The 22,675-nt window shown below is 57.1% G+C and carries 25 protein-coding genes; 17 read left to right on the top strand and 8 right to left on the bottom strand.

The window, feature by feature from the left end:
• The first annotated feature begins 52 nt into the window (after nucleotides 1-52).
• Nucleotides 53-568: a DUF4286 family protein gene (locus tag KB892_RS10470; protein ID WP_004200142.1), complete on the top strand. Its 516-nt coding sequence runs from the start codon at nucleotides 53-55 to the stop codon at nucleotides 566-568.
• A gap of 7 nt (nucleotides 569-575) precedes the next feature.
• A complete protein-coding gene (locus KB892_RS10465) occupies nucleotides 576-1,412 on the top strand; it encodes an MBL fold metallo-hydrolase (protein ID WP_004180178.1) in 837 nt (278 codons plus the stop codon).
• Between the two features lie 87 nt (nucleotides 1,413-1,499).
• On the opposite strand, the gene KB892_RS10460 is transcribed toward KB892_RS10465, so the two are convergent.
• Entirely contained in the window at nucleotides 1,500-1,649 is a 150-nt protein-coding gene (locus tag KB892_RS10460; RefSeq protein ID WP_002907802.1) for a hypothetical protein, read from the bottom strand.
• A gap of 400 nt (nucleotides 1,650-2,049) precedes the next feature.
• On the opposite strand from KB892_RS10460, the gene KB892_RS10455 reads away from it, so the two are divergent.
• The 3 genes from KB892_RS10455 to KB892_RS10445 all read left to right on the top strand — a co-directional run bounded on the left by KB892_RS10455 (nucleotide 2,050) and on the right by KB892_RS10445 (nucleotide 3,540).
• Entirely contained in the window at nucleotides 2,050-2,484 is a 435-nt protein-coding gene (locus tag KB892_RS10455) for a winged helix-turn-helix domain-containing protein (protein ID WP_004143863.1), read from the top strand.
• 45 nt (nucleotides 2,485-2,529) lie between these two features.
• On the top strand, nucleotides 2,530-3,246 hold the full coding sequence (locus KB892_RS10450) for a hypothetical protein (protein WP_004200143.1): 717 nt from the start codon (nucleotides 2,530-2,532) through the stop codon (nucleotides 3,244-3,246).
• 84 nt (nucleotides 3,247-3,330) lie between these two features.
• Nucleotides 3,331-3,540 (top strand): YdgH/BhsA/McbA-like domain containing protein, encoded by a 210-nt coding sequence (locus KB892_RS10445; protein WP_004200145.1) that lies wholly within the window; start codon nucleotides 3,331-3,333, stop codon nucleotides 3,538-3,540.
• Nucleotides 3,541-3,851: 311 nt separating this feature from the next.
• Here KB892_RS10445 and KB892_RS10440 read toward each other — a convergent pair whose 3' ends face one another.
• Entirely contained in the window at nucleotides 3,852-4,487 is a 636-nt protein-coding gene (locus KB892_RS10440) for a carbonic anhydrase (RefSeq protein ID WP_211778025.1), read from the bottom strand.
• Between the two features lie 249 nt (nucleotides 4,488-4,736).
• On the opposite strand from KB892_RS10440, the gene KB892_RS10435 reads away from it, so the two are divergent.
• Nucleotides 4,737-5,366, top strand: coding sequence for a LysE family translocator (locus tag KB892_RS10435; protein ID WP_002907812.1), 630 nt, complete (start codon nucleotides 4,737-4,739; stop codon nucleotides 5,364-5,366).
• 4 nt (nucleotides 5,367-5,370) lie between these two features.
• Here KB892_RS10435 and KB892_RS10430 read toward each other — a convergent pair whose 3' ends face one another.
• Nucleotides 5,371-6,141, bottom strand: coding sequence for a DeoR/GlpR family DNA-binding transcription regulator (locus tag KB892_RS10430; protein WP_002907813.1), 771 nt, complete (start codon nucleotides 6,139-6,141; stop codon nucleotides 5,371-5,373).
• Between the two features lie 91 nt (nucleotides 6,142-6,232).
• Between KB892_RS10430 and KB892_RS10425 the strand changes: the two genes are divergently transcribed.
• The 9 genes from KB892_RS10425 (at nucleotide 6,233) to KB892_RS10385 (ending at nucleotide 14,774) form a co-directional block, all read left to right on the top strand.
• Nucleotides 6,233-6,616: a glyoxalase/bleomycin resistance/extradiol dioxygenase family protein gene (locus KB892_RS10425; RefSeq protein ID WP_004175834.1), complete on the top strand. Its 384-nt coding sequence runs from the start codon at nucleotides 6,233-6,235 to the stop codon at nucleotides 6,614-6,616.
• A gap of 31 nt (nucleotides 6,617-6,647) precedes the next feature.
• Nucleotides 6,648-7,331 carry a CatA-like O-acetyltransferase, family 1 gene (locus tag KB892_RS10420; protein ID WP_004175829.1) on the top strand — a complete coding sequence of 228 codons (684 nt, stop codon included), beginning with the start codon at nucleotides 6,648-6,650 and terminating at the stop codon, nucleotides 7,329-7,331.
• Between the two features lie 344 nt (nucleotides 7,332-7,675).
• The gene (locus tag KB892_RS10415; protein WP_004200148.1) at nucleotides 7,676-9,379 is read left to right on the top strand and encodes an ABC transporter substrate-binding protein; all 1,704 of its coding nucleotides are present in this window, start codon (nucleotides 7,676-7,678) and stop codon (nucleotides 9,377-9,379) included.
• Between the two features lie 43 nt (nucleotides 9,380-9,422).
• The gene (locus KB892_RS10410; protein ID WP_004175825.1) at nucleotides 9,423-10,382 is read left to right on the top strand and encodes an ABC transporter permease; all 960 of its coding nucleotides are present in this window, start codon (nucleotides 9,423-9,425) and stop codon (nucleotides 10,380-10,382) included.
• Nucleotides 10,379-11,329 carry an oligopeptide ABC transporter permease gene (opp4C, locus tag KB892_RS10405; RefSeq protein WP_004189669.1) on the top strand — a complete coding sequence of 317 codons (951 nt, stop codon included), beginning with the start codon at nucleotides 10,379-10,381 and terminating at the stop codon, nucleotides 11,327-11,329. The genes KB892_RS10410 and opp4C overlap by 4 nt, the downstream gene beginning before the upstream one ends.
• On the top strand, nucleotides 11,326-12,306 hold the full coding sequence (locus KB892_RS10400) for an ABC transporter ATP-binding protein (RefSeq protein ID WP_004200151.1): 981 nt from the start codon (nucleotides 11,326-11,328) through the stop codon (nucleotides 12,304-12,306). The genes opp4C and KB892_RS10400 overlap by 4 nt, the downstream gene beginning before the upstream one ends.
• Nucleotides 12,303-13,274 carry an ABC transporter ATP-binding protein gene (locus KB892_RS10395; RefSeq protein ID WP_004200153.1) on the top strand — a complete coding sequence of 324 codons (972 nt, stop codon included), beginning with the start codon at nucleotides 12,303-12,305 and terminating at the stop codon, nucleotides 13,272-13,274. Before KB892_RS10400 ends, KB892_RS10395 begins: the two co-directional genes overlap by 4 nt.
• 366 nt (nucleotides 13,275-13,640) lie before the next feature.
• Nucleotides 13,641-14,168: an anti-virulence regulator CigR family protein gene (locus KB892_RS10390; protein ID WP_002907918.1), complete on the top strand. Its 528-nt coding sequence runs from the start codon at nucleotides 13,641-13,643 to the stop codon at nucleotides 14,166-14,168.
• A 117-nt stretch (nucleotides 14,169-14,285) separates the two neighbouring features.
• Nucleotides 14,286-14,774 carry a DinB family protein gene (locus tag KB892_RS10385; RefSeq protein ID WP_004184301.1) on the top strand — a complete coding sequence of 163 codons (489 nt, stop codon included), beginning with the start codon at nucleotides 14,286-14,288 and terminating at the stop codon, nucleotides 14,772-14,774.
• A 36-nt stretch (nucleotides 14,775-14,810) separates the two neighbouring features.
• On the opposite strand, the gene KB892_RS10380 is transcribed toward KB892_RS10385, so the two are convergent.
• Together KB892_RS10380 and KB892_RS10375 are read right to left on the bottom strand one after the other, a co-directional pair.
• A complete protein-coding gene (locus tag KB892_RS10380) occupies nucleotides 14,811-15,095 on the bottom strand; it encodes a hypothetical protein (protein WP_004180186.1) in 285 nt (94 codons plus the stop codon).
• A 144-nt stretch (nucleotides 15,096-15,239) separates the two neighbouring features.
• Nucleotides 15,240-16,772, bottom strand: a complete 1,533-nt coding sequence (locus KB892_RS10375; RefSeq protein WP_004200155.1) for an MFS transporter — start codon at nucleotides 16,770-16,772, stop codon at nucleotides 15,240-15,242.
• A gap of 115 nt (nucleotides 16,773-16,887) precedes the next feature.
• Between KB892_RS10375 and KB892_RS10370 the strand changes: the two genes are divergently transcribed.
• Nucleotides 16,888-17,823 carry a LysR family transcriptional regulator gene (locus tag KB892_RS10370; RefSeq protein ID WP_004200156.1) on the top strand — a complete coding sequence of 312 codons (936 nt, stop codon included), beginning with the start codon at nucleotides 16,888-16,890 and terminating at the stop codon, nucleotides 17,821-17,823.
• Nucleotides 17,824-17,971: 148 nt separating this feature from the next.
• On the opposite strand, the gene KB892_RS10365 is transcribed toward KB892_RS10370, so the two are convergent.
• Both KB892_RS10365 and KB892_RS10360 read right to left on the bottom strand, forming a co-directional pair.
• Entirely contained in the window at nucleotides 17,972-18,964 is a 993-nt protein-coding gene (locus KB892_RS10365; protein WP_004189630.1) for a zinc-dependent alcohol dehydrogenase family protein, read from the bottom strand.
• 149 nt (nucleotides 18,965-19,113) lie between these two features.
• Complete coding sequence (locus KB892_RS10360) at nucleotides 19,114-20,004, bottom strand: LysR family transcriptional regulator (protein WP_004189627.1); 891 nt, start codon at nucleotides 20,002-20,004, stop codon at nucleotides 19,114-19,116.
• A gap of 288 nt (nucleotides 20,005-20,292) precedes the next feature.
• Here KB892_RS10360 and KB892_RS10355 point away from each other — a divergent pair, with 288 nt between their 5' ends.
• The gene (locus KB892_RS10355; protein ID WP_001554382.1) at nucleotides 20,293-20,721 is read left to right on the top strand and encodes a GFA family protein; all 429 of its coding nucleotides are present in this window, start codon (nucleotides 20,293-20,295) and stop codon (nucleotides 20,719-20,721) included.
• Nucleotides 20,722-20,897: 176 nt separating this feature from the next.
• Here the strand turns inward: KB892_RS10355 and KB892_RS10350 are convergent, their stop codons facing one another.
• Nucleotides 20,898-22,268: an IS1182-like element ISCfr1 family transposase gene (locus tag KB892_RS10350; RefSeq protein WP_000971921.1), complete on the bottom strand. Its 1,371-nt coding sequence runs from the start codon at nucleotides 22,266-22,268 to the stop codon at nucleotides 20,898-20,900.
• Nucleotides 22,269-22,675 lie beyond the last annotated feature (407 nt).

The following is a 22,675-nucleotide window of genomic DNA, read 5'->3' as shown; positions in this document are numbered from 1 at the left end:
AAAACTCACTAAAGCGCCTTGTGCGCCACATCATCTGTTCATCGAGGTCACTATGCTCTATGTCGTCGAATGCGCCTACACCGATCCCCAAAGCGAAGCGGCGTGGAATACCTTTTACAATCAGGAAAAACTACCGGCGCTGGTCTCTGTGCCCGGTTTCTACGCCTCCCAGCGCTTCCGCGCTCTCAGCGAGGGCTGCCCCTGCTACCTGGCGCTGCACGATATCCACGATGCTACCGTCATCGACAGCGACGCCTACCGCCGCAACGGCGGCGGCCATTTTGCCCGCTGGCAATCGGCGATCGCCGACTGGCATCGCCACCTCTTTCTAACGAATAATACGCTGCGGGAGGTTGCCCCGGATGAAGTGCTGCTGCTGGGCGATACCGCGGAGGACTTGCCCGTCGCTGCGCCGATACTCCTGCAGCCAGGCGGCCTGGCGACCGAACAAACCCGGTATGCCGCCATCCTCCCACGAGACAACCTGCATCACCTGGCCACGACTGCCGCCGTCTTTATCTATCAGCCCATCACCGCCCGGTTACGCAACCCGGCGCAGCGCGCGTGAGGTCGCCATGTCACCTGCTCCCTTTTATACGTTGACCGCTGGCGACCTGACGGTGACTGCCGTGAGTGATGGTCTGATGTCAGCGCCGCTGTCCTTACTCTCGGGTATCTCACGGGAGGAGGCGGAACATCTGCAGCGGCATTCAGGATTAGCCTCGCCGGAGACCATTGCGATTGGCGCCTATCTGATCCGCGGTCGCGGGAATACGGTGCTGGTGGATACCGGCACCGGCGGAGCCAATGGCGTTGGCGGCGAACTTATCGCCAATCTGGCGCGGCTCGGCGTTGGTCCTGAGGAGATCGACGCCATCCTTCTCACCCACGCCCATCCGGACCATATCGGCGGCCTGCTGTCCGCCGCTGGTACGCCAGCGTATCCCAACGCCACGGTGTTCCTGCCTACGCGGGAAAGCGCTTACTGGCTGGCAACATCCACGTTCGACAACGCCAGCGATCGCGGCCGGCGCAACGTGCTGCTTGTTCGCCGTGTACTGGCGAACTGCGCGGCGCAAATCAGCGGGGTTGATGATGAGGAAGTGATCGCCGGGATCCGCCCGTGCCCTCTGCCCGGCCATACGCCCGGGCATACCGGGTATCGTCTCGAAGCGGGCGATACCTCGCTGCTGATCTGGGGGGATATCGTCCATTTCCCGTCCATTCAGTCTGCGCGGCCAGAAGCCTCGGTCGCCTTCGACGTCGATCCTGAACAGGCCCGGCGTACCAGGGAGATCCTGCTGCGCCAGGCCGCCAGCGAACGGTGGTTGATTGCCGGTATGCATCTTGGCCTGCCGGGATTCGCCAGAGTGGAGAACACCGCCTCAGGCTATTGTCTGCGCTCGGTGTGATCGTTGAGCAGAACAATGACCCCAGTAAAACCCGGGTCGCGGCATGAGCACGACCGGGGCGTTTTGTCCGGGAAAGTGGACGAGCCGTTAACCGCGGCTCTTCCAGCCTTTTTTACTTTTGCAGCTAGCTTTGGTGGCGACCCACGGGTGACGTAGCTGAGTCAACTGAAGATCCTGGGAGGCCGGGCTGGCCGACCAGCGTTTGTTGCACAGAGGCTTACGAGTTGCAATGACCATAAAAACGCTCCTAAAAAAAATGAACCATTCCCTGGGTAGTTCCACAAGTTCAGAATTAGCGTATCACCGCGTAACGGAAGTTATTTCAATCTTTGTTTTAGAATGTAAATGGTCATCGCCCTCTGAAATAGCTTAAATTGATCCAAATCAATTTAAGTGCATTTATTTTTCGATGCCACCTATATTTTCAACCGCTTACCTTCGCCAGTCGCCTGATTAAGACTTTTCCTATACCGCATAATACAACAGAATCAAGCGATATTATCAGATTTTTATTCTAGTTATGTATGGATGTGTGGTTATTTGTTTTGATTATTCTAACTGATAAAATTCACTTGGTCAGTCAGCAGCGGGCAGGTACTCTGCACCGGCAAGAAGAGGATTTGTCAGGGAGTTGTGGATGACTAAAGGCTATAAACTACTTGGCTATAAGTTAGCGGATAATATTTTCTACTGCCTGCATCATCGGGAAATTATCACGCTGCGCGGGACACGGACGCAAGTCCAGCTACGCAGCACCATGGCCTGTTTACTGGAGTACCTGCTGGCGCACGGCAGAGAACGTCTGGTCAGCGATGAAGAGTTAATGATTAACGTTTGGGAAAAAAATAATCTCCGCCCTTCCGCGCAGCGCCTATGGCAGGTTATTCAGAGCTTAAAGTCTCGCTTACACCAGGCTGGCGTGGAGAGCGCGTTAATCATCCGCGTTAAGTGCGCGGGGTATTATATTAATAACGTTTACGTAGCCGAAATTTATTCATACAAACCGCCGGGGATGATGAATTATATAAACACTTCGCCTGCTGATATGAATAAGCTTCTGGTACGCAGCTAATCCCCTCCCCGCGCCGTTTACATCGCCAGCAACAGGGTTTATTCGTTGAATATTTTAATTCACAGCAATAATATTTATTTTAATATCGGTATCGCCCAGTGTTTTCGGGATATTCAGAAAACAGTGCCCGAATTAAAGGTTATTCACTCCCTGCCCCTCAGCCATCTTCCAGAACTGTCCGGGCTGGATGTGATTATTTTGTCACTGGAAAACTATCATGATTACCTGGCTGCCGCTGAAATCGCTCAGCACTTTCAGGGCCTGGTCATTGGCTTTACGTCAGCCGGCAACGTAAGGCGCGGACGCCCCTTTTTCGCGGATACCCTACTGTGGGTCAGCCAGCGCGAAGCGGTACGTGAAGTGAACCGCCTTCTGCGCTGCCTGGCCGAGCGCCGCTGGCCACTCGTGCCGCGTCACCAACGTCAGAGCGTTTCTTTCCGTCAACGAGCCCCGCTCAACCGCCTGGAGATGCGGATGATTGATGCCACCATGAAGGGTCAGTCGGTTCATCAAATGGCCGCTACGCTGGGGATTAATCGCAAGCGGGTCTATAACGGCCTGGAAAGGATTAAAGTGAATTTCCGCCTGGTCAGTCATAGCCATTTTCATCATTTCATGACCGACAGGCTCTCTTTTAGTCGCCTGTCTGCCGACCTCCGATGCCTGACCACAGCGGCTAATGCAACCCTGCCGCCGCGCGCAGCCTCGCGACCGGCGGAAAATCATTCATATTATTTGAAAGAGTTTCGCAAATTGTTTTGATTTTAGGCTCCAGCAATCAAGCGTATTCTTTATCACATCAGGGCAACAGGCCCTTTATCAGACACCAAATTAAGGAATACGACCATGAAATTCATCAAAAATTTCGTTGCTGTTGCTGCGCTGTCTCTGTTCTCTGCTGCCAGCTTTGCTCAGAGCGTCAGCGCCACTGCCTCCACGCTGGACCGCGCGGAAGCTAAAATTGCCGCCCAGGCCGCAGAACAGGGTGCATCCTATAAAATTACCAGCGCCCAGTTTAACAACCGTGTTCATATGACGGCTGAACTGAGCAAATAAACCCTTGCCCCTAAACGTTTCCTAAAGCGCCGCCTGGACGGCGCTTTAGTTTTTCCCCTTCCTGACCTTTCCCGGCAGGTCCATGCGGCATTCGCCGGATCCCGGACAATACTGACTCTCAGCACAAAAAAAGCCTGATAGCAATAAATACCCGATTGGCTGGATTATCTGCGGCTTGTCGGCGTAAAGCGGAGTGGTCTGTCGCCGCGAATCAGTCGGAGGCCTTCCGCTATCTGCAAAGCGGCGCCCATTTTGGCAAAATTTGCGTGGCGTGGTGAGGGTTTGCAGGGCCTCCGTGCCCTGGAAAGACTTTATTCGAAAAAGACGTCCGGATTTTCCGACAGCGAAACAAAGGATTTCGTGTTTTTATCCAGCGCCTGAATATCGCCGGTTTCGATGTTGTAGAACCAGCCATGCAGGCGCAGGGTATGGTCGCGCAGACCAACCGCCACCGAAGGATGGGTCTTGATGTTATTCAGTTGGGCGATAACGTTTTCCTGCACCATGCCGTTGACCTTATCGGTTTCGCTAGCCCAGGTTTTCTTTTCCACCACCGCTTTCGCGGCATCGGCATAGCGTAGCCAGTGAGACACCGCCGGCATCGGCTCAAGGCACTGACAGGTGGCGATCGCTTTCATCGCGCCGCAGTTGGAATGGCCGCAGATCACGATATCCGTCACGCCCAGCGCAACCACGGCATATTCGATAGTCGCGGAAACGCCGCCCGGCTCCGGCCCGAAAGACGGCACGATATTCCCGGCATTACGAATGACAAAGAGCTGTCCCGGCTCCTGCTGGGTAACCAGTTCCGGCACCAGACGGCTGTCAGAACAGGAGATGAACAGCGCTTTGGGATTCTGGCTGGAGGCCAGGCTGCGGAAGAGTTCTTTACGCTGGGGGAAGATCTCTTTCTGGAAGTTGAGGAAGCCCTCAATGATATGTTGCATAGCAGTGTCTCTTCTCTGTAGTTATTACGGTATGACAAAGATCACAGTTATTCAGTTTACCATCGATGACAAGAATGGGAATCGTTATTCAAACAGTTGCGCAGAAAACGCGCGCCGCCAACGCCTGCTTCTCCCCGTCTAATACACACCTTTTTGACGTGCTTTCCTGAACCAGTTTGCTACTCTGTCTGCTCCAACCGTCCACACGTTACCGACCGCCTGCCTGCGGCGGACATAACAGGAGTCGCTATGTTCCTATCCAGCCTGATGGCCATTGCCGCGGTGCTGATCATGGGCGTGATCAGTCCCGGCCCAAGCTTTATCTTTGTCGCGCGCAATGCCGTCGCTCGCTCGCGTCTGCACGGTATGGTTACCGCCCTCGGTACCGGCGCCGGTGCGGCCATTTTCTCCATTATGGCGATGCTGGGCCTGCAGAAGGTGCTCACCGCGGTGCCGGAGCTGTTTATTGGTTTGAAGGTGGCGGGCGGGCTCTATCTGCTGTGGCTGGGCTATAAAATTTTTCGCGGGTCGGCGCAGCCGATGGATTTTTCCGCCAGCGGGATGGCCGGCAACCGCTCTTTGCTGAAGACCTTCCGCGACGGGCTGTATACTCAGCTCAGCAATCCCAAAACGGCGCTGGTGTTCGCCTCAATTTTTACCGCCCTGCTGCCGGCGCAGATCCCCACCGCCTTCTATTACATCGTGCCGCTGATGAGCTTTCTGATCGACGTCAGCTGGTATTCGCTGGTGGCGCTGGTGCTGTCTGCCGACCGCCCGCGGCGCGTCTACCTGCGGCTGAAGCGGCGGATCGACATCGCCACCGCGACGGTGCTGGGGGCGCTGGGCCTGCGGCTTATCGCCACCTCCCTCACCCGCTAGCGGGTTACACGGTATAGATGCGAATATCGTGCTGCTGAAAGGCAACGCGATATTCGCGACTGATATTCTCTTCCACCACCAGCACATCGATATCGCTGCTGGCGGCCACCACAAACCGCGCTGCTGCCGGAATTTTATCCGAAGTCAGACCAACAATAATCTCGCTGCACTGTTTAATGACCGCTTTCTTGAACTCGCAGTCGGCATAGTCAAAGCCGGTCAGGCCCGACTCTGGCGCCATCGCGCAGCCGCCGATAAACCCCTGGTCGAATAACATGCCCTGCACCTGAGCCACCGCCGCGGCGCCGACGCAACCGCCGCTCGCTCGCTGTACCTGGCCGCCAAGGATCACCACGTCATACAGCGGTTTTTTCACCAGTACCGCGGCGATCTCCGGCGAGTTCGTTACCACCGTCAGCGCCAGCTCGGTGGGCAGCGCCTCGGCCATCGCCAGATTGGTGGTCCCGGTATCAATGAAAATAGTGCCGCCGGGCTTCACCAGCCGGGCACACTGTTGCGCGATCCTGAGCTTTATCGCGCGGTTTTTATCTTTCCGCTCACTGTAATCCCCCGCTTCCGGCAGACTCAGCACCGCCCCGCCATACACCTTTTTACAGAATCCCTCGCGGCTGAGCTCATGCAGATCGCGGCGGATGGTATGCTCCGACACCTGAAGACGCGCCGCCAGCTCCGCGCACACCACTCTGCCGTTTTCCTGCAGGATCTGGCAAATCAGCGCTTGTCGCTGTTGAGGGAAAGCAGCATAATCGAGCATAACACAATCCTTAAATGATCAAAACCGAGCAGTAGCAAGCATGATCGTCTGCCCTGCTCTGGTTGTCAACGTTCCTGCCCGGAGGTTTACCATGAAAATTGCCCATTTCGCCCTGTGGACCCAACAGCTCGACGTCCAGGCCCGCTTCTGGGTGGACTTCTTTGCCGCCAGCATCAATGAAAAATACCTTAGCCAGACCAACCCCGGCTTTGCCTCCTATTTTGTTACTATCGACGACGAGGTGGTGATCGAGCTGATGACCAAGCCTGGCCTGCAGCAGGCCAGCGCGGATAATAACCATACCGGCTGGGCGCATCTGGCCCTCTCGGTGGGCGGGGCGGAACAGGTCGATGCCATCGCCCAACGCGCCGGGGCCGCCGGAATACTGATTTCGCCGCCGCGCACCACCGGCGACGGCTATTATGAGGCGGTGATCGCCGATCCCGATGGCAACCTGATCGAAATCGTCGCATAGTCAGCAGAACGCCAGTATTCAGGAGGCATCCATGGCACATTACCGGATTATCGACACCGCATCCTGGCCCCGCCGGGACCATTTCACTTTTTACCGCCAATTCGCCAACCCCAGCTTTAATCTCTGCGTGCCGATAGCGGCGCAGCGCCTGTACGAATGTGCGAAGGACCGTCGGGTCTCGTTTTTTCAGCTCGCGCTCTATGCCCTGCTGCGCGCGGCCAACGGGGTACCGCAGCTACGCCAGCGAGTGCGGAACGATGAGGTGATTGAATATGACAGTCTGGCAGTAATGACGCCGGTGATGACCGTCGGAGAGGGATTCCGTCAGGTGTGGTGCGACAATGCCCCCGAGTTCACCGCCTTCAGCGCCGCGGCCACGCCGAAGATTGTCGCGGCAAGAGAGACATCCCCGGCGCCGCTCATCGTCGATGGCGAGCATTTTATCTGCGCCAGCTGTCTGCCATGGCTCCACTTCACCTCGATGACCCATGCGGAATATGCCGTCGGCGCGGCGGTCCCCGCGCTCACCTGGGGAAAATTGCAGAATGGCGTTATCCCGGTGGCCGGGCGGTTTAACCATGCCTTCGTCGATGGTCTCCACGCCAGCCGCTTTTATGCCCTTGTCGAAGAGGGATTTAATGACCCCGAGCGGCTCTGGTTGCCGCTAACCGAAACCGCACCCTCCCTGCTTCCCCCAGCGGCGAAGGAGCGTTAACGTCTGCCCGGAACTGACCGCCAGGGAGCCTTACTCCCTACACGGTGGTCGGTACGGGGCCACTATCATCGTTCCCTTTCAGCCGGCGAATACCGCGCAGGTGTGACGCCTGTTCAGAACCTCGCGATTGAAAAGCTGGGTCACAGACAGCATGCTGACCAACCATCATCAGACAGCGGAAACCACTGCTTCATAGCCATAAAATGGGATTATATTGCCGATCCTTTGCTAAGGATAATTAGTTATAAATCATAGCGTTTCAGTGTTAGACAGGGCGAAGTGCGCCTCTTATCTTTCGTCATGAATTGTAAATAACCACGCAATCATTTGATGAGGTAGCACTTTTGTCCAGATTACAACAAGGATTAAAAACCAGACAAACCCGCTTCGCCCTGGCGCTAAAAGTGGCCCTGCTCGGCGGCGTGGTAGCATTTTCTTCTGCTGTCTTTGCTGAGGGTCTCCTGAAAGAAGGTATCACCCCGGCCACTGACGCCAGCCAGATCCCGGCCAGCGCCAAACTGCGCACAGACACGGTGGTGGCCGGGATCTCAGAGCCGCAAGGGATCTTTAACCCCTACTTTTTCGTCAACGGCTGGGATGAGAACGTGACTAACGTCATTTTTTCACGCCTGATCGACTGGGACAGCCAGGGCAAGCTGGTCCCGGGACTGGCGGAGAGCTGGACGGTCAGCCCGGATAACAAAGTCTATACCATCAAATTGCGCCCTGGCCTCACCTTTAGCGACGGCTCACCGCTGACGGCGGAAGATGTCGCCTTTACCCTGACGGTCCTGCTCGACCCCAGCTATGATGGCGATACCGACATCACCCTGGCCAATATCGCCGGCGGGGCGGACTACAAAGCCGGCAAGGCTGACAGCGTCAGCGGCCTGAAGGTCATCGACCCGCTCACCCTGCAGGTGACCACCACGCAGCCAGGCGCCACCACGCTGGCCAAAATTGGCGGGCCTGTACTGTCGAAAGCCTGGTACGGCAAAGGGTATCAGCGGGGGAATCTCGACTATCTACGCTCACTGCACGGCAAGCCGCTGGGCAACGGCCCTTACGTGTACGACAAATATATTCCCGGTCAGGAAATACGCTTCCATGCCAATAGCCATTTTTACCGTGGGACGCCGCCAACGCCGCGCTTTATCTATCGCGTGACCAATCCGTCCACCAACTTCCAGCTGTTCCAGACCGGGGAGACCGACTACGACGCCTTTACCTCGCGCCCCGACGATATTGAGCAACTGAAGATGCTCGGCTTCGCCAATATTAATCTTTACGGCTCCAGCGACTACAGCCAGGTGGAATTCAACGTGCATCGCCCGGCGCTGCAGGATAAGCGGGTGCGCCAGGCGCTGATTTACGGCCTGGATAGGCAGAAGCTGATCGACGTGGTCTATCAGGGATACGGCAAAGTCGCCATCGAACCGATCGCGCCGATCTCCTGGGCCTTTAACGCTGAAGGCGTCAACCCTTACCCTTACGATCCGGCCCAGGCCAAAAAGCTGCTGGATGAGGCCGGCTGGAAACCAGGCGCCGACGGTATCCGCGCCAAAGACGGCCAGCGCCTGGAGCTGACCCTGCTGGTGAGCAAGAAGGTGCTCAACGATGCGCTGATCCCCATCGCCAAGGAGAACTGGCGGCAGATCGGCGTGCTGCTGAAGCCGCAGGTGGTGGATTTCAACGCCCTGATGGCGCAGCGCAAAGCCGGAAATTACGATTTGGCCTCGTTCAGCACCAGCACCCTCAACGACCCGCACGACGGGGTATGGGATTTCTACAGCAGCGAAGCTAAAGAGTCCGGCTACCATAACGCGGAAGTCGATAAGCTGATTAACGCCGGCAACGCGGTGCTCGACATCGAACAGCGCAAGCCGATCTACCACCAGCTGTATAAAGTGCTGGCCGACGATCCGCCGGTGATCCTGCTCGGCTATCGCGAGATCCTTTCCGCCAGCAGCGCCCGCGTCAGCGGCTTTAAGCCGGATATCTACAACGGCCTGACCGGCAGCCTGCCGGATGTAAAAATCGTCAAATAAATCCCTGGCCGCCGGGTTAACCGGCGGCTGATGTGAGACCGTCATGAGAAATTTCATCCTGAGGCGCCTGCTGCAAACGCTGCCGATGCTGCTGCTGGCCTCCTTCATTATTTTTTTGCTGTTTGCCAAAACCCCCGGCGACTTTATCGATGGCAATATCACCCTGACCGCTGCCCGCGCCGCGGAGCTAAAGGCGATCTACGGCCTCGACCAGCCGCTATTGACCCGCTACCTCCACTGGCTGGGACAGTTGCTGCGCGGTGATTTAGGCTTTTCGCTTCAGTATCAGATCCCGGTCAGCCAGTTGCTCAACCAGTACATCTGGAACTCTTTTCTGCTGGCCAGCGTCGCGCTGGTCTTTTACTGGGGCATCGGCCTGGCGGTCGGCGTGGTTTCTGCCCTGCGACCCGGCTCCTGGTTTGATCATCTGGTGAGCGTCGCGGTGTTTGCCGCCATGTCGTTCCCCACCTTTTTCCTCTGCCTGCTGCTGATTAAATGGTTCGCCGTCGATCTCCACTGGCTGCCGGTAGGCGGGATGACCAATACCGGCAGCGACGAGAGCGGCTGGCAGTATGTGCTGCAGGTGGCTGCCCATCTGGCGCTGCCGGTGCTGGCGCTGGTGATGCTGCAGGCGGGCAGCCTGACGCGCTATGTGCGCGCCAGTATGCTCGACGTGGTGAAAATGGATTTTATCCGTACCGCCCGTGCCAAGGGGTTGCAGGAGCGCACGGTGATCCTCAAACATGCCCTGCGCAACGCCCTGCTGCCGATTATCACCCTGCTGGGCTTCGAGCTGCCGGGGCTATTCTCCGGGGCGATCATTACCGAAAAGGTATTCAACTGGCCGGGGGCGGGCCACATTCATATCGACTCGCTGGCCGCCCGCGACTATCCGGTACTGATGGGGTTTACCCTGTTTCTGGCGGTGCTGACGATCGTCGGGAATCTGCTCGCCGACGTGCTGTACGCCTGGGCCGATCCGCGTATTCGGGTGAGGTCATGATGATCCTGTCTTACTTAGCTTCCCGTCGCCGCCAGCGGCAGGCGGCTATCCCGGCGCTGGCGCACATTACCCCCTCTCCCTGGCGCCAGGGGTGGCGACAGCTGCGCCGTAACCGGCTGGCCATGTTCTGCTTGATCCTGCTGGCGGTGATGGCGGTGTGGTGCGTGCTGGGGCCCGTCTGGTCGCCGTGGAGTGATGATGCCACCGACGCCCTGAGCATCAACCAGCCGCCCGGGGCGGAACACTGGCTGGGGACCGATTTCCTCGGTCGCGATGTCTACACCCGCCTGCTGCTGGCCGGGCGCATCTCGCTGATTATCGGCCTGCTGACCATGGTGATGTCGGTGTGCCTCGGCTACCTGCTCGGCGCCCTCTCGGGTTACGTCGGCGGGTTAACCGACAAACTGATCATGCGCGTGGCCGACCTGGTGATGACTATCCCCGGGTTACCGCTATTGATCGTCGCCGGGGCGATGCTTTCTGAGCTCGATTTTTCGCCGGACTCGCGCATTTATATGGTGGTGGTGATGCTCAGCCTGCTGGAGTGGCCCCGACTGGCGCGGCTGGTGCGCGGGCAATGTCTCTCCCTGCGCGAACGCGATTTTATGCTGGCCACCCAGGTGCTGGGACTGTCGGCGCGTCGCCGGCTGTTTGGCCACCTGCTGCCGAATACCATTCCGATTCTGGTGGTGATGGCGACCATGGCCGTCGCCAACGCCATTCTCAGTGAATCCGCGCTGAGCTATCTCGGCCTCGGCGTGGTGCCGCCGACGCCGTCGTGGGGCAATATGATGGATGCCGCTAACAGTCTGATCGATTTCCAGCGTCGCCCCTGGCTGTGGATGCCGCCGGGCATCGCCATCTTTATCACCGTGATCGCCATCAACGTGCTGGGCGATGGCCTGCGCGATGCCATGGATCCCAATATGAAACCGAGGCTGAAATGACCACGCCGTTAGTCTCCTTTGATCATCTTTCCGTCTCTTTCGCCGGCGAACGCTCTCGCGTGCGCGCGGTGCAGGAGGTCTCTTTCACCATTCAGGCCGGGCAAACCGTTGGCGTGGTGGGTGAATCCGGCTGCGGCAAAAGCGTCACCGCCATGGCGCTGATGGGCCTCCTGCCGCCGCAGACGGCGCGCATCGACGGCGGCGAGATCCGCTTCGCGGACCGCGATCTGCTGCGGCTGAAAGCCAGACAGATGGCCGATCTGCGCGGTCACCAGCTGGCAATGATTTTTCAGGAACCGATGTCGGCCCTCAACCCGGTGTTGACCATCGGGGAGCAGCTATGCGAACCGCCGATCCGCCACCTCGGCGCCACGCCGAAAGCCGCCTGGCATCAGGCCATCCAGCTGTTAAGCGAGGTCGGCCTGGCGCGCGGGGACAGCCTGATGACCCGCTATCCTCACCAGCTTTCCGGCGGCATGCTGCAGCGGGTGATGATCGCCATGGCGCTGAGCTGTCGGCCCAAACTGCTGATCGCCGACGAACCCACCACCGCTCTCGACGTGACCGTGCAGACGCAGATCCTACGCTTGCTGCGGGATCGGGCCCGGGCCAGCCAGATGGCGATGATGCTGATTACCCACGACCTGGGGGTGATCGCGCAGATGGCCGAGCAGGTGGTGGTGATGTATGCCGGACGAATTGTGGAACAAGGCGCCACCGCGGAAGTGCTACGGCATCCTCAGCATCCCTACACGCGGGGGCTGATCGCCTCCCGACCGGTGCCCGGTGAGCGGCGTCGGCGGCTGTACTCAATTCCCGGCCAGGTGCCGGATCTGGCCGCCCTGCCGGCGGGCTGCGCCTTTGCCGGGCGCTGCGAGCGGGCGACGGCGCGCTGCCGGGAGGCGATTCCGCCGCTGCTCGGCGACCGCCAACGTGCTGCCTGCTTTTATAGCGAATTTGCGGAGGTGACAGCATGAGCGAACGCTATGTCATTGAAGTGGATGGATTGAAAAAATATTTTCCGCTGCGCGACGGCCTGTTTGGTCAGCAGACCGGCGAGCTTCGCGCGGTGGACGGCGTCAGCTTTAATATCCGTCCGGGCACCATTTTTGGCCTGGTGGGCGAGTCCGGCAGCGGTAAAACCACCGTCGGCCGGACCCTGCTTGGCCTGTACGAGAAGAGCGCCGGCAGCGTGAAATTTCACGGTCAGGAGCTGGCCGACCTGACCGCGCCTGCCCTGCGCGCTATCCGGCCCAGGATGCAGCTGGTGTTTCAGGACCCCTATAGCTCGCTGAACCCGCGGCTGCGTATTGGCGAAGCGATTGGCGAAGCCATGCTGGAGCACAAACTGTGCGCCCGCAATGAGCTATATGACCGGGTAATCGACGTGATGAAGATCTGCGGCCTGGCGCCGGAACACTATGCCCGCTTCCCGCATCAGTTTTCCGGCGGCCAGCGTCAGCGGATCGGTATTGCCCGGGCGCTGATCCTCAACCCGGATTTTATCGTCGCCGATGAACCCATCTCGGCCCTTGATGTGTCGATTCAGGCGCAGATCATCAATTTGTTTTCCGACCTGCGCGACAACCGCGGCGTCACGTTTCTGTTTATCTCCCACGACCTCGGGGTGGTGGAGCATTTATGTGACGATGTGGCGGTGATGTATCTCGGGCAACTGGTGGAAAGCGCCAGCCGCGATGCGCTGTTCAGCCGCCCCCTCCATCCCTATACCCGCGCCCTGATGGCTGCGGTGCCGACCCTCGACCCGCACAGCGAACCGCAGGCGCTGGTGCAAGGCGAGATCCCGGATCCGGCCAATCCCCCCGCCGGCTGCCGCTTTTCATCCCGCTGCCCGCTGGCCAGCGAACGTTGCCGCAGAGAGCCTCCGGCGCTGCGCGAGGTGGCCCCGGGCCATCGGGTCGCCTGTCATTGGGTCGCATCCTGAGCGCGGTCAATGGGGTTATTTATTTCTAAACAACCGACCGATTGTGCGCGGCAGCGCCAGGATTTACTATCCGCCCCGTCTTGTGAGACGCGCGATAAATGAAGCGGAACATCTTTGTACTCTTTTGCCCAATGGCTTCGGGCATTTTTTCTCCACGCCCGGGAGCGATCCTCCCGGCAAGATATTTAGCGGGGCGCGGTCGCCCGTCTGTCAAAACGCAGCAATGGAATTGCTCGTCCGCGTCCCGCTACCCTTTTCCCGCCGCTAATTAAATAAGGGCAAAAAAATAAGACAACATGAGATTGCCTGGGGTATAGCTTTATCTTATTTTTTTAAGCGTGTACTCCCTGTTAAGGTATCAACATCATGCTTAAGCGTCGCACTCTCAAAACAGCACTGGCGGCGGTTATTTCCCTTGCCGTCATGGCCGCGCCAGCGTATGCCAACCCGGGTAATGGCAATGGCAACGGCGGTGGTAATCACGGGAACAGTGGTAACCATGGCAATAGCGGCAATCATGGTAACAACGGTAACAGTGGCGACCATGGCAATAAAGGGCAAAATAAAGGCCAGTCCACTGAAGATCACGGCAAACGGAAAAACTACGGCAAGCCCGACCACGTCGACAGCGATATTAGCTTCTCACGGGCGCGCTCCCTTGCCGTGAACTACGGTCTGGTCGGCTATCAGGCGCTGCCGCCGGGTATCGCCAAAAATGTCGCTCGCGGCAAACCGCTCCCTCCGGGGATCGCCAAAAAGACCCTGCCAGCTTCTATGATTAACGACCTGCCCTATTATCCGGGCTATGAATGGCGCGCGGTCGGCGATGATCTGGTGCTGGTGGCCCTGAGCACCGCGATCGTCACCGCCGTGATTAACGGTGTGTTTGACTAAATCACCTGCTTATTGAAAAGCCTCGCCTCGGCGAGGCTTTTTTGTGCCTGATGCCGGTGAGTGACGGCTCACCGGCATAACCAGTATGATAACGATTCAACCAACCCGGGACCGACTATGGACAAAGACACAGTAGTAACGCTGTTGAAATACAAGCGCTGGATTGACCTTGCCACCTTACAGGCGATCCGCGCGATTGACGGAACGGTACATGGCGAAAAGCGTCACCTGACCATCAGGCTGATGAACCATATCCATGTCGTTGATATGATTTTCCGGGCGAACCTGCGCGGCAGGCCGCACGGCTACACCGCGCTGAATACCCCTGAGACGCCAACCGTTGATGAGCTGGAAACGGCCATGACCGCCTGTACGGACGAATACATTCAGTACGTCAGCGCCATGACCCCCGCCGATTTCCACGAACGTATCGCCTTCAAATTTGTCGACGGCGGCGACGGCTATATGACCGCGATGGAGATGCTGAACCACATGCTCTTTCACGGCGCCTATCACCGCGGCGCGGTGGGCTGGATGATTGGCGAATGCGGCGGCGTGCCGCCGAAAGAGGTGCTGACCGTTTTCCTGCGCGACCATCATTCCTGACCGAGCGAAACCATTCGCCGTCGATTACGCGGAGAATCAGCAGGAGCTCTGCCTGATGTCGAGTATGGGTTTTCTGGTACAGGGCGCTAAGGTGGGTTCCGATCGTGGCGATAGATACGCCCAGATGTAAGGCGTCATACCCCGCACCAGCAGCTCCGCCACTGCGTTTTCGGCGGGCTTGACGTTAAACAACTCCATCAAGGCGCTGCCGGTGAGAAACGCCAGTTTCTGCAGCGCCGATTTCCACAAATCAGGATCCAGGGTGGCCATCAGCACCGTTTCCAGAATCTCGATATAAATCCGGTCCGTATCACTCGCCATACCGCCGCCTGTCAGTCACAGTTTCCGTTGCCGGAGCGGCGCATATGGCCGCCCTAATCAGCATAATTCCGTCAGCGAAACAATAACAGTTCCGGTTCGCTGAGCAGACCGGGAAGCGTGACGCCACCGCGCTATCAAGGGGGTTCAGGATCCACTGTCGCGGGTTTGGATAGCGCCCCCCTTCCGGCATAGCGTCAGCCAGATCATCAGGGCGCACAGCAGGGTGACGACCGCCAGCCCGCTAAACAGTAGCGTATAAGCAGAGTCATAGCTCTCGCGCAGCACCCGGAGGGAAAAATCAGGCAAAAGCGCAGCCGCCTGCGGCATATTGCCGGCCCCCAGCCAGCCTGCGGCGCGGTGAATCACCTCGGGGGCATACCCGTGAACGCGACTCTGCAGGGTCAGGGTATTGCTTGCCGTTAATACCGCGGAGACGACCGCCAGGGCGATCCCCTCGCCGGCAACGCGTACGGTGTTGAACAGGCCTGCCGCCATACCGGCTTTGGCGACCGGCACAGCGGATATCGCCAGGCCATCCATCAGTCCCCAGGGAAGCGCCGCCCCCGCCCCACAGAGGATCAGCGCCAGCACCAGTTGCGGGAGGTGGTTACTGTGAAAAGCATCGCCCAGCAACAACAACCCGACGGAGGCCATCATCAGTCCCGCCGTGGACACCTGCCCCGGTGAAAACCAGCGGGTGAGCAGGGCCGCAACGGATGGGAAAACCAGCATCGGCGTGGTCAGCGCCATCAGATACAGTGCGCTCTGCGACTCACTCATCCCCTCTCCGCCCATAAAATGCAGTGGAACAATAATCAGTAGGACCACGTAGCAACAGCAGGTGGCGACAGGCAACAACAGTACGCCGACAAAACGCGGATGACGCAGCAGGGAGAGTTCCAGCACCGGGTTGTTCACCCTCCGGCAGCGTACGACAAACGCCACGAACAGCCCCCCCGACGCGATGAGCAAGGCCAGCGTGGTCAGGGATAAAAAACCGCGGGCCGGAATGACCATAAGCGATGCAGTAAACAGCATCAGGGCCAGCGTAAACAGGGTTAAGCCCAGGTTGTCGGGTGTCCGCGGCTCGCTTTTTTCTGTCGCAGGCAGAGATACCAGGCCTATAAGCAGAACCCCTGCCGAGAGCAGCGCAAACAGGGCGTATACGCCGCGCCAGCCCACCGCGTCGATCATGAAGCCGATCAGCAGCGGACCGAACGCCAGGCCAATGCCGAACACCGTGCCGAGGATGCTGAATGCCCGCGTCCGCTGGGCGCCATCATACAGCTGGGCCAGCGCCGCACTGCCGCTGGCTAAAATCATCGCCGCGGCCAGGCCCTGCAGCGCCCTCAACACGCCTGACAGGAAGAGATTGTGCGTCAGACAAAACAGCAGGCTGCTCAGGCACAACAGCGCGGCGCCGGCGATAAAAATACGTTTTCTGTCGATGGCATCCGCCGTCACCCCTGCGGCCAGCAAAAAGCTGCCGAAAGTCAGCATAAAGCCATTGGTCAGCCACGACAGCGCAGCGGGAGAGCCGCCCAGCGACTGCTGTATCGCGGGGGTGGTCATGACACCGCCGGTAAAACTTAACGGCAGCAGCAAGGCCGCCATAAAGACAGAAAGCGCGGCCAGGGCGCTGGCGTATCGGGAAGGTGTTCTGGCGGGGAGTAACATCGGGCGGCCCTCATCAGTCGGCAAGAAAGAATAAACTGTCGCCATCCTATTGCGGATGTTCTTGCCGATAAATAGACTGAAAATATCTTCTTAAGAGACATAAGGTTTATAATCGATGGACAGCCTCACCTCGCTGACGTCCTTTGTCCGCACCGCCGAAACGCTAAGCTTTGTTCAGGCCGCCAGGCTGCTGGGCATATCTGCCTCGGCGGTGGGTAAGAATGTCGCCCGGCTTGAGCATAAACTGGGGGTCCGGCTGTTCAACCGCAGCACCAGAAACGTCAGCCTGACGGCGGAGGGGGCCGCATTTCTGACCCGCTGTCAGAGTATCCTGGAGCAGATCCAGGAGGCCGAGTCAGAGCTGACCAGCAGTCTCTCACAGCCCACCGGCAAACTGAGGATTTCACTGCCCGTCATTGGCTACCGCCTGTTGCTCCCCGCCCTCACCGCCTTTAGCCGTCTTTATCCGCAGGTTGAACTGGATCTCGACTTTAGCGACCGGCTGGTCAATCTGATCGATGAGGGAGTTGATGTCGCTATCCGCAGCGGTGAATTAGCGGACTCCCGCTTGATCGCCAGAAAGCTGGGAGGTTTTCGTTTTGTGCTCTGCGCCAGTCCGACCTATCTGGCGGAATACGGCGTTCCCGGCTCACCAGCGGAATTGGCGGCACACAAGTGCATTTTTTTCCGCTTCCCCGCGACGGGGCTGATCCAGCCCTGGGAACTGCGCGGTATGCGACTGACGGGAGATTTCAGGGCCGCTGCCGTGATGACGGTCAATAACATTGAGGCCGCCATTCGCTTAAGCGTGGCGGGGATGGGCATCGCTTATGTGCCTGATTTTGTCGTGCGCGAGGCAATGGATGAGGGACAACTGCAGGAGGTGTTGCCCGGCTGTTGCGTCAAGGATGGGCATTTCTCGGTCCTGTGGCCCGCCAGCCGCTATCTGTCACCGCGAATACGCTGTTTTATCGATTTTATGGCTGCGGCAGAGATACCCTTGTCACCCGCATCGGCACCCCCACCCCTTGTATCTAACAATTTGAGGTGATTAGCTACCCCCACTGAAGCAGAGTGTGCCGCCCCCTTCCCTTTAGGTCAGAAAAGTCTGCACCGCTGAATCCTGATCTGCAGCGTATGGCCCTCCGCTTCACCTTTCATACCAGCTCATCTGGGTGAACGGTTAGTGGGTTTGAGGTTTACTCAACCACTACAACGACTTTGCCAACCTGTCCATTTGCTTCCATATAGCGCTGTGCATCCGCAATATCCTCAAGCGGAAATGTTTTATCAATGACAGGTTTCAGTTTGCCGGAACGTAACCCTTCGGTGACGAAGGATTTTGCGCGTGCCATTTTTTCAGGGTCCGTCGTAATTTCAAACAGCTCATATCCACGCAGCGTGAGATGCTTACCGAGAATATCAAAGACAGGCACAAGAAGGTCGCGGCTGTCTAGCGCGCCGTACTGGAAGAACATCCCTTGCGGTGCCATCACCTGGGTCAGTTTTGCCACGTCCGGCCCACCGACAGGATCAAAAACAATATGGGCGCCCATGCCATCTGTCGCATGATTGATTTCCGCAACCATATCCTGCTCAGCGCTAGCGATAACAGTGGCGGCACCCGCTTTAAGAAGCATGTCTCTTTTTTCGGCAGTTCGGGTAAGCGCAATGGGTTTAGCACCCAGCATGTTAGCAATCTGTATGGCAGCCAGTCCTACGCTGCTTGATGCTGCGCGGATCACAACATTCTGCCCAGCCTGAAGGTTGCCATATTCAACCAGCGCGCCATATGCAGTGACATACATCATCCAACTTGCAGCGGCTTCCTCAAAGGAAAGATTTTCAGGATGCTTCACAACAGCGTGCACAGGTGCATTGACCAGTTCGCCGTACATGCCGTATTCATTAAACATAAACGAAGGGATTACGCTGACCAGATCGCCAGTGGTAAACGCCTCAACATTCTCACCTACGGCCTGCACAACGCCAGCCGCTTCATAACCAAGACGTGCCGGAAATTCCGGCTCAATAACATATTGGCCGTTGCGGTACATGATTTCTGCACGATTAAGACCGATAGCCTGCACGCGAATCTGAACTTCACCCGCTGCTGGTGCGGGCACCTCCATATCGACAATTTCCAAAACTTCCGGACCACCGGTGCGGTTAAAGGTAACAACTTTAGACATATTCAGCTCTCGTCAGTTATCAGCACATCTTTCGAATATTGTTGAAGACATGCCCGGTTTATTTACTGACAATCTACGCTGCTATAAACGTACCAAAAATAGCTGACAGGGAACTTCAGTATTAATTATCTGTTAACAATCCATTGGTTTCAGCGGTTCTGCATGGTCAGAACTTCACTGAACCAGTCGATAAAGACCCGTACTTTGGGCGAAAGGTAGTGCCTGTCCGGATACAGCACCGACACAGGCTTAGACACAGAAGGGTATTGCGTCAGAATCTCTTCAAGAGCGCCGGAAGCAATATGTGGAGCAAGGGCGTTAAAGGTGGCCTGGATTATGCCGAGGCCCGCCAGTCCACAGGAGAGCAGAATATCTGAATTATCAACCAGCATGCTGCCTACGGGACGCAACGAAACAATCTTCCCGTCCTTAGTAAATTTCCATTCCATCACATCACGACTGTGGTCGCTGAAAAAGTTTATTGCCCGATGCTGATCCAGATCCGCAAGTGTTTCCGGTCGTCCATATTGTTGCAAGTAAGACGGGGCTGCACAGGTGACCATCCTGATGTCACCAAGACGTCTGGAAATAAAACTCGAATCCTGAAGCTCACCCAGGCGGACAAGACAGTCCACACCTTCACTAATGAGATCGGTTTTTTTGTCCGATGAAACCAATATGACATCAATGTCAGGATACAGTGACTGGAAATGTTTGAGATTAGGGATCAGTATGGCGTGAGCCAGCGCCAGCGGGACATCAATCCTGAGCCGCCCCCGAGGTGGAAGGGTAGGTGAAAAGCTCGCCATCATGTCATTAACTTCAGACAATACAAGCCTGGCACGATGATAAAACGCCTCCCCTTCAGCCGTAACGCTCAACTTACGGGTAGTGCGATGGATGAGTTTTACGCCGAGGTCGTCCTCTATCTGCTGTATCGCTTTGCTCACGGTGGGACGATGAATCTGCAGAATGTCAGCGGCCCTTGTAAAGCTGCCCTGCTCAACAACCTGTACGAAAATATTAAGGTATTCAATCATGTTTGAATGCACGTGATCACCTGGCTTTAGTTAGGCTGTTCGTAGCTGGTATTGTAAAGTAAACAATTCCGATGGGCATCAAACTAAGGACTTGATGGCTTTCAAAATGTGCGCTCCTGGCTCGAAGCGGGCGTACTGGGTGAGTTTAAAGTCCGCTGTGAGCGAAGAGCGGATATTCAGACCGACTGATAGCTGATTTTGAGTTGCCAAAAAGAGCGCTCCTATTCAGTACAAAAAAGATGGTAATGTTTCATAAAATCTCTTAGACCTTGCAGGAATGGTTTTGAAATGAATGGATCTTGTTTGTGTGGAACAATTGAATTTGAACTTACTCATAAACCAGCAGTGTTTTATCGTTGTCATTGCTCGCTTTGCAGAAAGCAGAGCGGTGTGGGTTACAATCTCGCCACACTAGTCAAAGACAGTGAGTTTCGCTGGATTAAAGGGGAAAACTGCATTGCTTCATGGTCTAAGCCAACGGGGTACCGTACAGATTTTTGCAATGTATGTGGCTCAACTGTGCCTAACAGTCTGCGAGACGTACCTTATGTCTGGGTTCCTGTTGGTTTAATTGACGAACGTCTTGAAATGGAATGTGCAGGAGACTTCTGCACTGATGATGCAATGCCCTGGGATGAAACCCGCTCACCTAGTTGTCACGCTGGACCTGTCGAGTCGCTAGCCTCGCTTTTAAAGTACCTGAAACTCAATTCCTGAGCGTCAGCATTTGGCAGATTCTGTTGAAAAAGTAGCTTTAGCGGCAGCCTGCCGATCAGGTGTGCCTGCTGTCGAAGTGGCTGCAAGCCACTTCAAGTTGCCTTCCGGCGTTTCACTGAGCGTCCTTGCTCAGGTTTAAGGGTTAATTTGAGGGTTTCTGCTCGTAGCAGGCATACCTATCCCGTCAGCGGTGGCCCTTGAGGCAAAAGCTTGGCCATGCGGCGCAGGTTCTGCACCATCGCAGCCAAGGTGAATTCGTCAGTGGCACCCGTTAGGCCACGCAGTCGTAAACGGTCGAGTTTCATGATCCGTTTGAGGTGGGCGAAAAGCATCTCCACCTTCTTTCGTTCGCAGCGAGAGACGAGGTACTCCGGTGTCTTGGCGATGCGTCGAGCCACGTCGCGGGCAGCCTCATGGATGCTGCGGACGATCTTCCGATTCGGCGTGTTGGGGCAGCATTTCGCTTTCAACGGGCAGGTGGCGCAGTCGGTTTGGCTGGAGCGGTAAATGACGGTTTTGGCCTTAGTTACCCGCGACCTTTGCTGGGTGAAGGCGCGCCATTCACTGCGTAGCGGTTTGCCGGCTGGGCAGCGATATTCATTGGCGTCCTGACTCCAGTGAAAGTCGTTACTGGAGAGGCTGTCGTCCTTGCGCTCGGTCTTGTCCCACACCGGCACATGCGGTTCGATGTCCTTTTCTTCGACCATCCAGGCCAGCATCGGGGCGGTGCCATAAGCGGTATCGCCGATAAGGCGTTCCGGTGTGAGATCGAACTGCGCCTCGACACGCTCGACCATCGTCCTAGTCGAATCGACTTCGGCGGTACGGTGCGCCGGGGTAGCTTCCACGTCCATGATCACACCGTGCTCAGTGTCGATCAGGTAATTCGTGGAGTAGGCAAAAAAGGCCGGGCCACCTGGCGCTGCTGTCCAACGGGACTGAGGATCAGTGAGCGAAATTTTCTTGGGAAGAGCCTCAGCCAGCGCCTCTTCATCAAGGGCTTCGAGGTACTCGCGCACTGCGCGGCTGCTGAGCTTTGGATCGTTCCAATCGACCTCATCTCCCGCCACCCCACGTTGCCGGCTGGCATCCGCCTTAATGATGCTGGCGTCGACGGCGAAACCTTCACCCTTGACTAGGCCGGCTGCCATGCAGCGCCGCAGCACCTCATTGAATAACCAGCGGAATAGATCGCTGTCACGAAAACGCCCATGGCGATTCTTCGAGAAGGTCGAGTGATTGGGGACTTCGTCTTCCAGACCCAACCGGCAGAACCAGCGATAGGCCAGGTTCAGGTGCACCTCTTCGCACAATCGCCGCTCGGAACGAATGCCATAGCAGTAGCCGACGACCAGCATGCGCACCATCAACTCCGGGTCAATCGAGGGACGCCCGATGGGGCTATAGAAATCTGCCAGGTAGGCACGTAGATCACTGAGATCCAAGCACTGGTCGATGCTGCGCAGGAGATGTTGGGCCGGGACGTGATCTTCCAGATTGAACGAGTAGAACAGGCGCTGCTGTCCTCCCGGTAACTGTCCCATCATGCTGTTCGCCCCCACGCTCGCTGACAAAGCAATTTTGCCAACGGCATGGGGAGGCCGCTACTTTTTCAACAGAATCGGCACAAAGCAGACGTTAAAACCTACAGCATCGGAAAGCTTCTGAATGCCGCGTCAGCGGCATGGAGGCGCCAGATAAGGTTACATGTGTCTGTGGAGTCAAATGGCGCCGAAAGCCCGGCGTAGCCGGTTACCAGCCTATAAATTCTGCCTCCGCCCTGCCCTGGTTAGCCTGAACCCACTAACAGCAATCAAGAAAGTTAAGGTAATCCCTTTAACCCCGGAGCGCTGGCTTTACGGCGTTTACGACATAAAGGGCGTGATTTCGAGGTCCTTAGTCGAGGTAGCTTGCTGCTGACGCTTAGGGGATATTCTTCAGTTATTTCAACGAC

The sequence above is a fragment of the Klebsiella sp. P1927 genome, from assembly GCF_018204675.1.
In the GTDB taxonomy this organism is placed as follows: domain Bacteria; phylum Pseudomonadota; class Gammaproteobacteria; order Enterobacterales; family Enterobacteriaceae; genus Klebsiella; species Klebsiella pneumoniae.
Note: the sequence above shows the minus strand (reverse complement) of the source record. Positions and strands in the feature narration are given on the sequence as shown.

Excerpts from the sequence above, each read along its gene's own strand:
- KB892_RS10365 (WP_004189630.1), bottom strand. The coding sequence starts at position 18,964 with ATGTCTAAAGTTGTTACCTTTAACCGCACCGGTGGTCCGGAAGTTTTG.
- KB892_RS10360 (WP_004189627.1), bottom strand. The coding sequence starts at position 20,004 with ATGATTGAATACCTTAATATTTTCGTACAGGTTGTTGAGCAGGGCAGC.
- KB892_RS10420 (WP_004175829.1), top strand. The coding sequence starts at position 6,648 with ATGGCACATTACCGGATTATCGACACCGCATCCTGGCCCCGCCGGGAC.
- KB892_RS10380 (WP_004180186.1), bottom strand. The coding sequence starts at position 15,095 with ATGGCGAGTGATACGGACCGGATTTATATCGAGATTCTGGAAACGGTG.
- KB892_RS10430 (WP_002907813.1), bottom strand. The coding sequence starts at position 6,141 with ATGCTCGATTATGCTGCTTTCCCTCAACAGCGACAAGCGCTGATTTGC.
- KB892_RS10410 (WP_004175825.1), top strand. The coding sequence starts at position 9,423 with ATGAGAAATTTCATCCTGAGGCGCCTGCTGCAAACGCTGCCGATGCTG.
- KB892_RS10385 (WP_004184301.1), top strand. The coding sequence starts at position 14,286 with ATGGACAAAGACACAGTAGTAACGCTGTTGAAATACAAGCGCTGGATT.
- KB892_RS10375 (WP_004200155.1), bottom strand. The coding sequence starts at position 16,772 with ATGTTACTCCCCGCCAGAACACCTTCCCGATACGCCAGCGCCCTGGCC.
- KB892_RS10400 (WP_004200151.1), top strand. The coding sequence starts at position 11,326 with ATGACCACGCCGTTAGTCTCCTTTGATCATCTTTCCGTCTCTTTCGCC.
- opp4C (WP_004189669.1), top strand. The coding sequence starts at position 10,379 with ATGATGATCCTGTCTTACTTAGCTTCCCGTCGCCGCCAGCGGCAGGCG.
- KB892_RS10425 (WP_004175834.1), top strand. The coding sequence starts at position 6,233 with ATGAAAATTGCCCATTTCGCCCTGTGGACCCAACAGCTCGACGTCCAG.
- KB892_RS10435 (WP_002907812.1), top strand. The coding sequence starts at position 4,737 with ATGTTCCTATCCAGCCTGATGGCCATTGCCGCGGTGCTGATCATGGGC.
- KB892_RS10390 (WP_002907918.1), top strand. The coding sequence starts at position 13,641 with ATGCTTAAGCGTCGCACTCTCAAAACAGCACTGGCGGCGGTTATTTCC.
- KB892_RS10460 (WP_002907802.1), bottom strand. The coding sequence starts at position 1,649 with ATGGTCATTGCAACTCGTAAGCCTCTGTGCAACAAACGCTGGTCGGCC.
- KB892_RS10455 (WP_004143863.1), top strand. The coding sequence starts at position 2,050 with ATGACTAAAGGCTATAAACTACTTGGCTATAAGTTAGCGGATAATATT.
- KB892_RS10370 (WP_004200156.1), top strand. The coding sequence starts at position 16,888 with ATGGACAGCCTCACCTCGCTGACGTCCTTTGTCCGCACCGCCGAAACG.
- KB892_RS10350 (WP_000971921.1), bottom strand. The coding sequence starts at position 22,268 with ATGATGGGACAGTTACCGGGAGGACAGCAGCGCCTGTTCTACTCGTTC.
- KB892_RS10465 (WP_004180178.1), top strand. The coding sequence starts at position 576 with ATGTCACCTGCTCCCTTTTATACGTTGACCGCTGGCGACCTGACGGTG.
- KB892_RS10355 (WP_001554382.1), top strand. The coding sequence starts at position 20,293 with ATGAATGGATCTTGTTTGTGTGGAACAATTGAATTTGAACTTACTCAT.
- KB892_RS10395 (WP_004200153.1), top strand. The coding sequence starts at position 12,303 with ATGAGCGAACGCTATGTCATTGAAGTGGATGGATTGAAAAAATATTTT.
- KB892_RS10470 (WP_004200142.1), top strand. The coding sequence starts at position 53 with ATGCTCTATGTCGTCGAATGCGCCTACACCGATCCCCAAAGCGAAGCG.
- KB892_RS10440 (WP_211778025.1), bottom strand. The coding sequence starts at position 4,487 with ATGCAACATATCATTGAGGGCTTCCTCAACTTCCAGAAAGAGATCTTC.
- KB892_RS10445 (WP_004200145.1), top strand. The coding sequence starts at position 3,331 with ATGAAATTCATCAAAAATTTCGTTGCTGTTGCTGCGCTGTCTCTGTTC.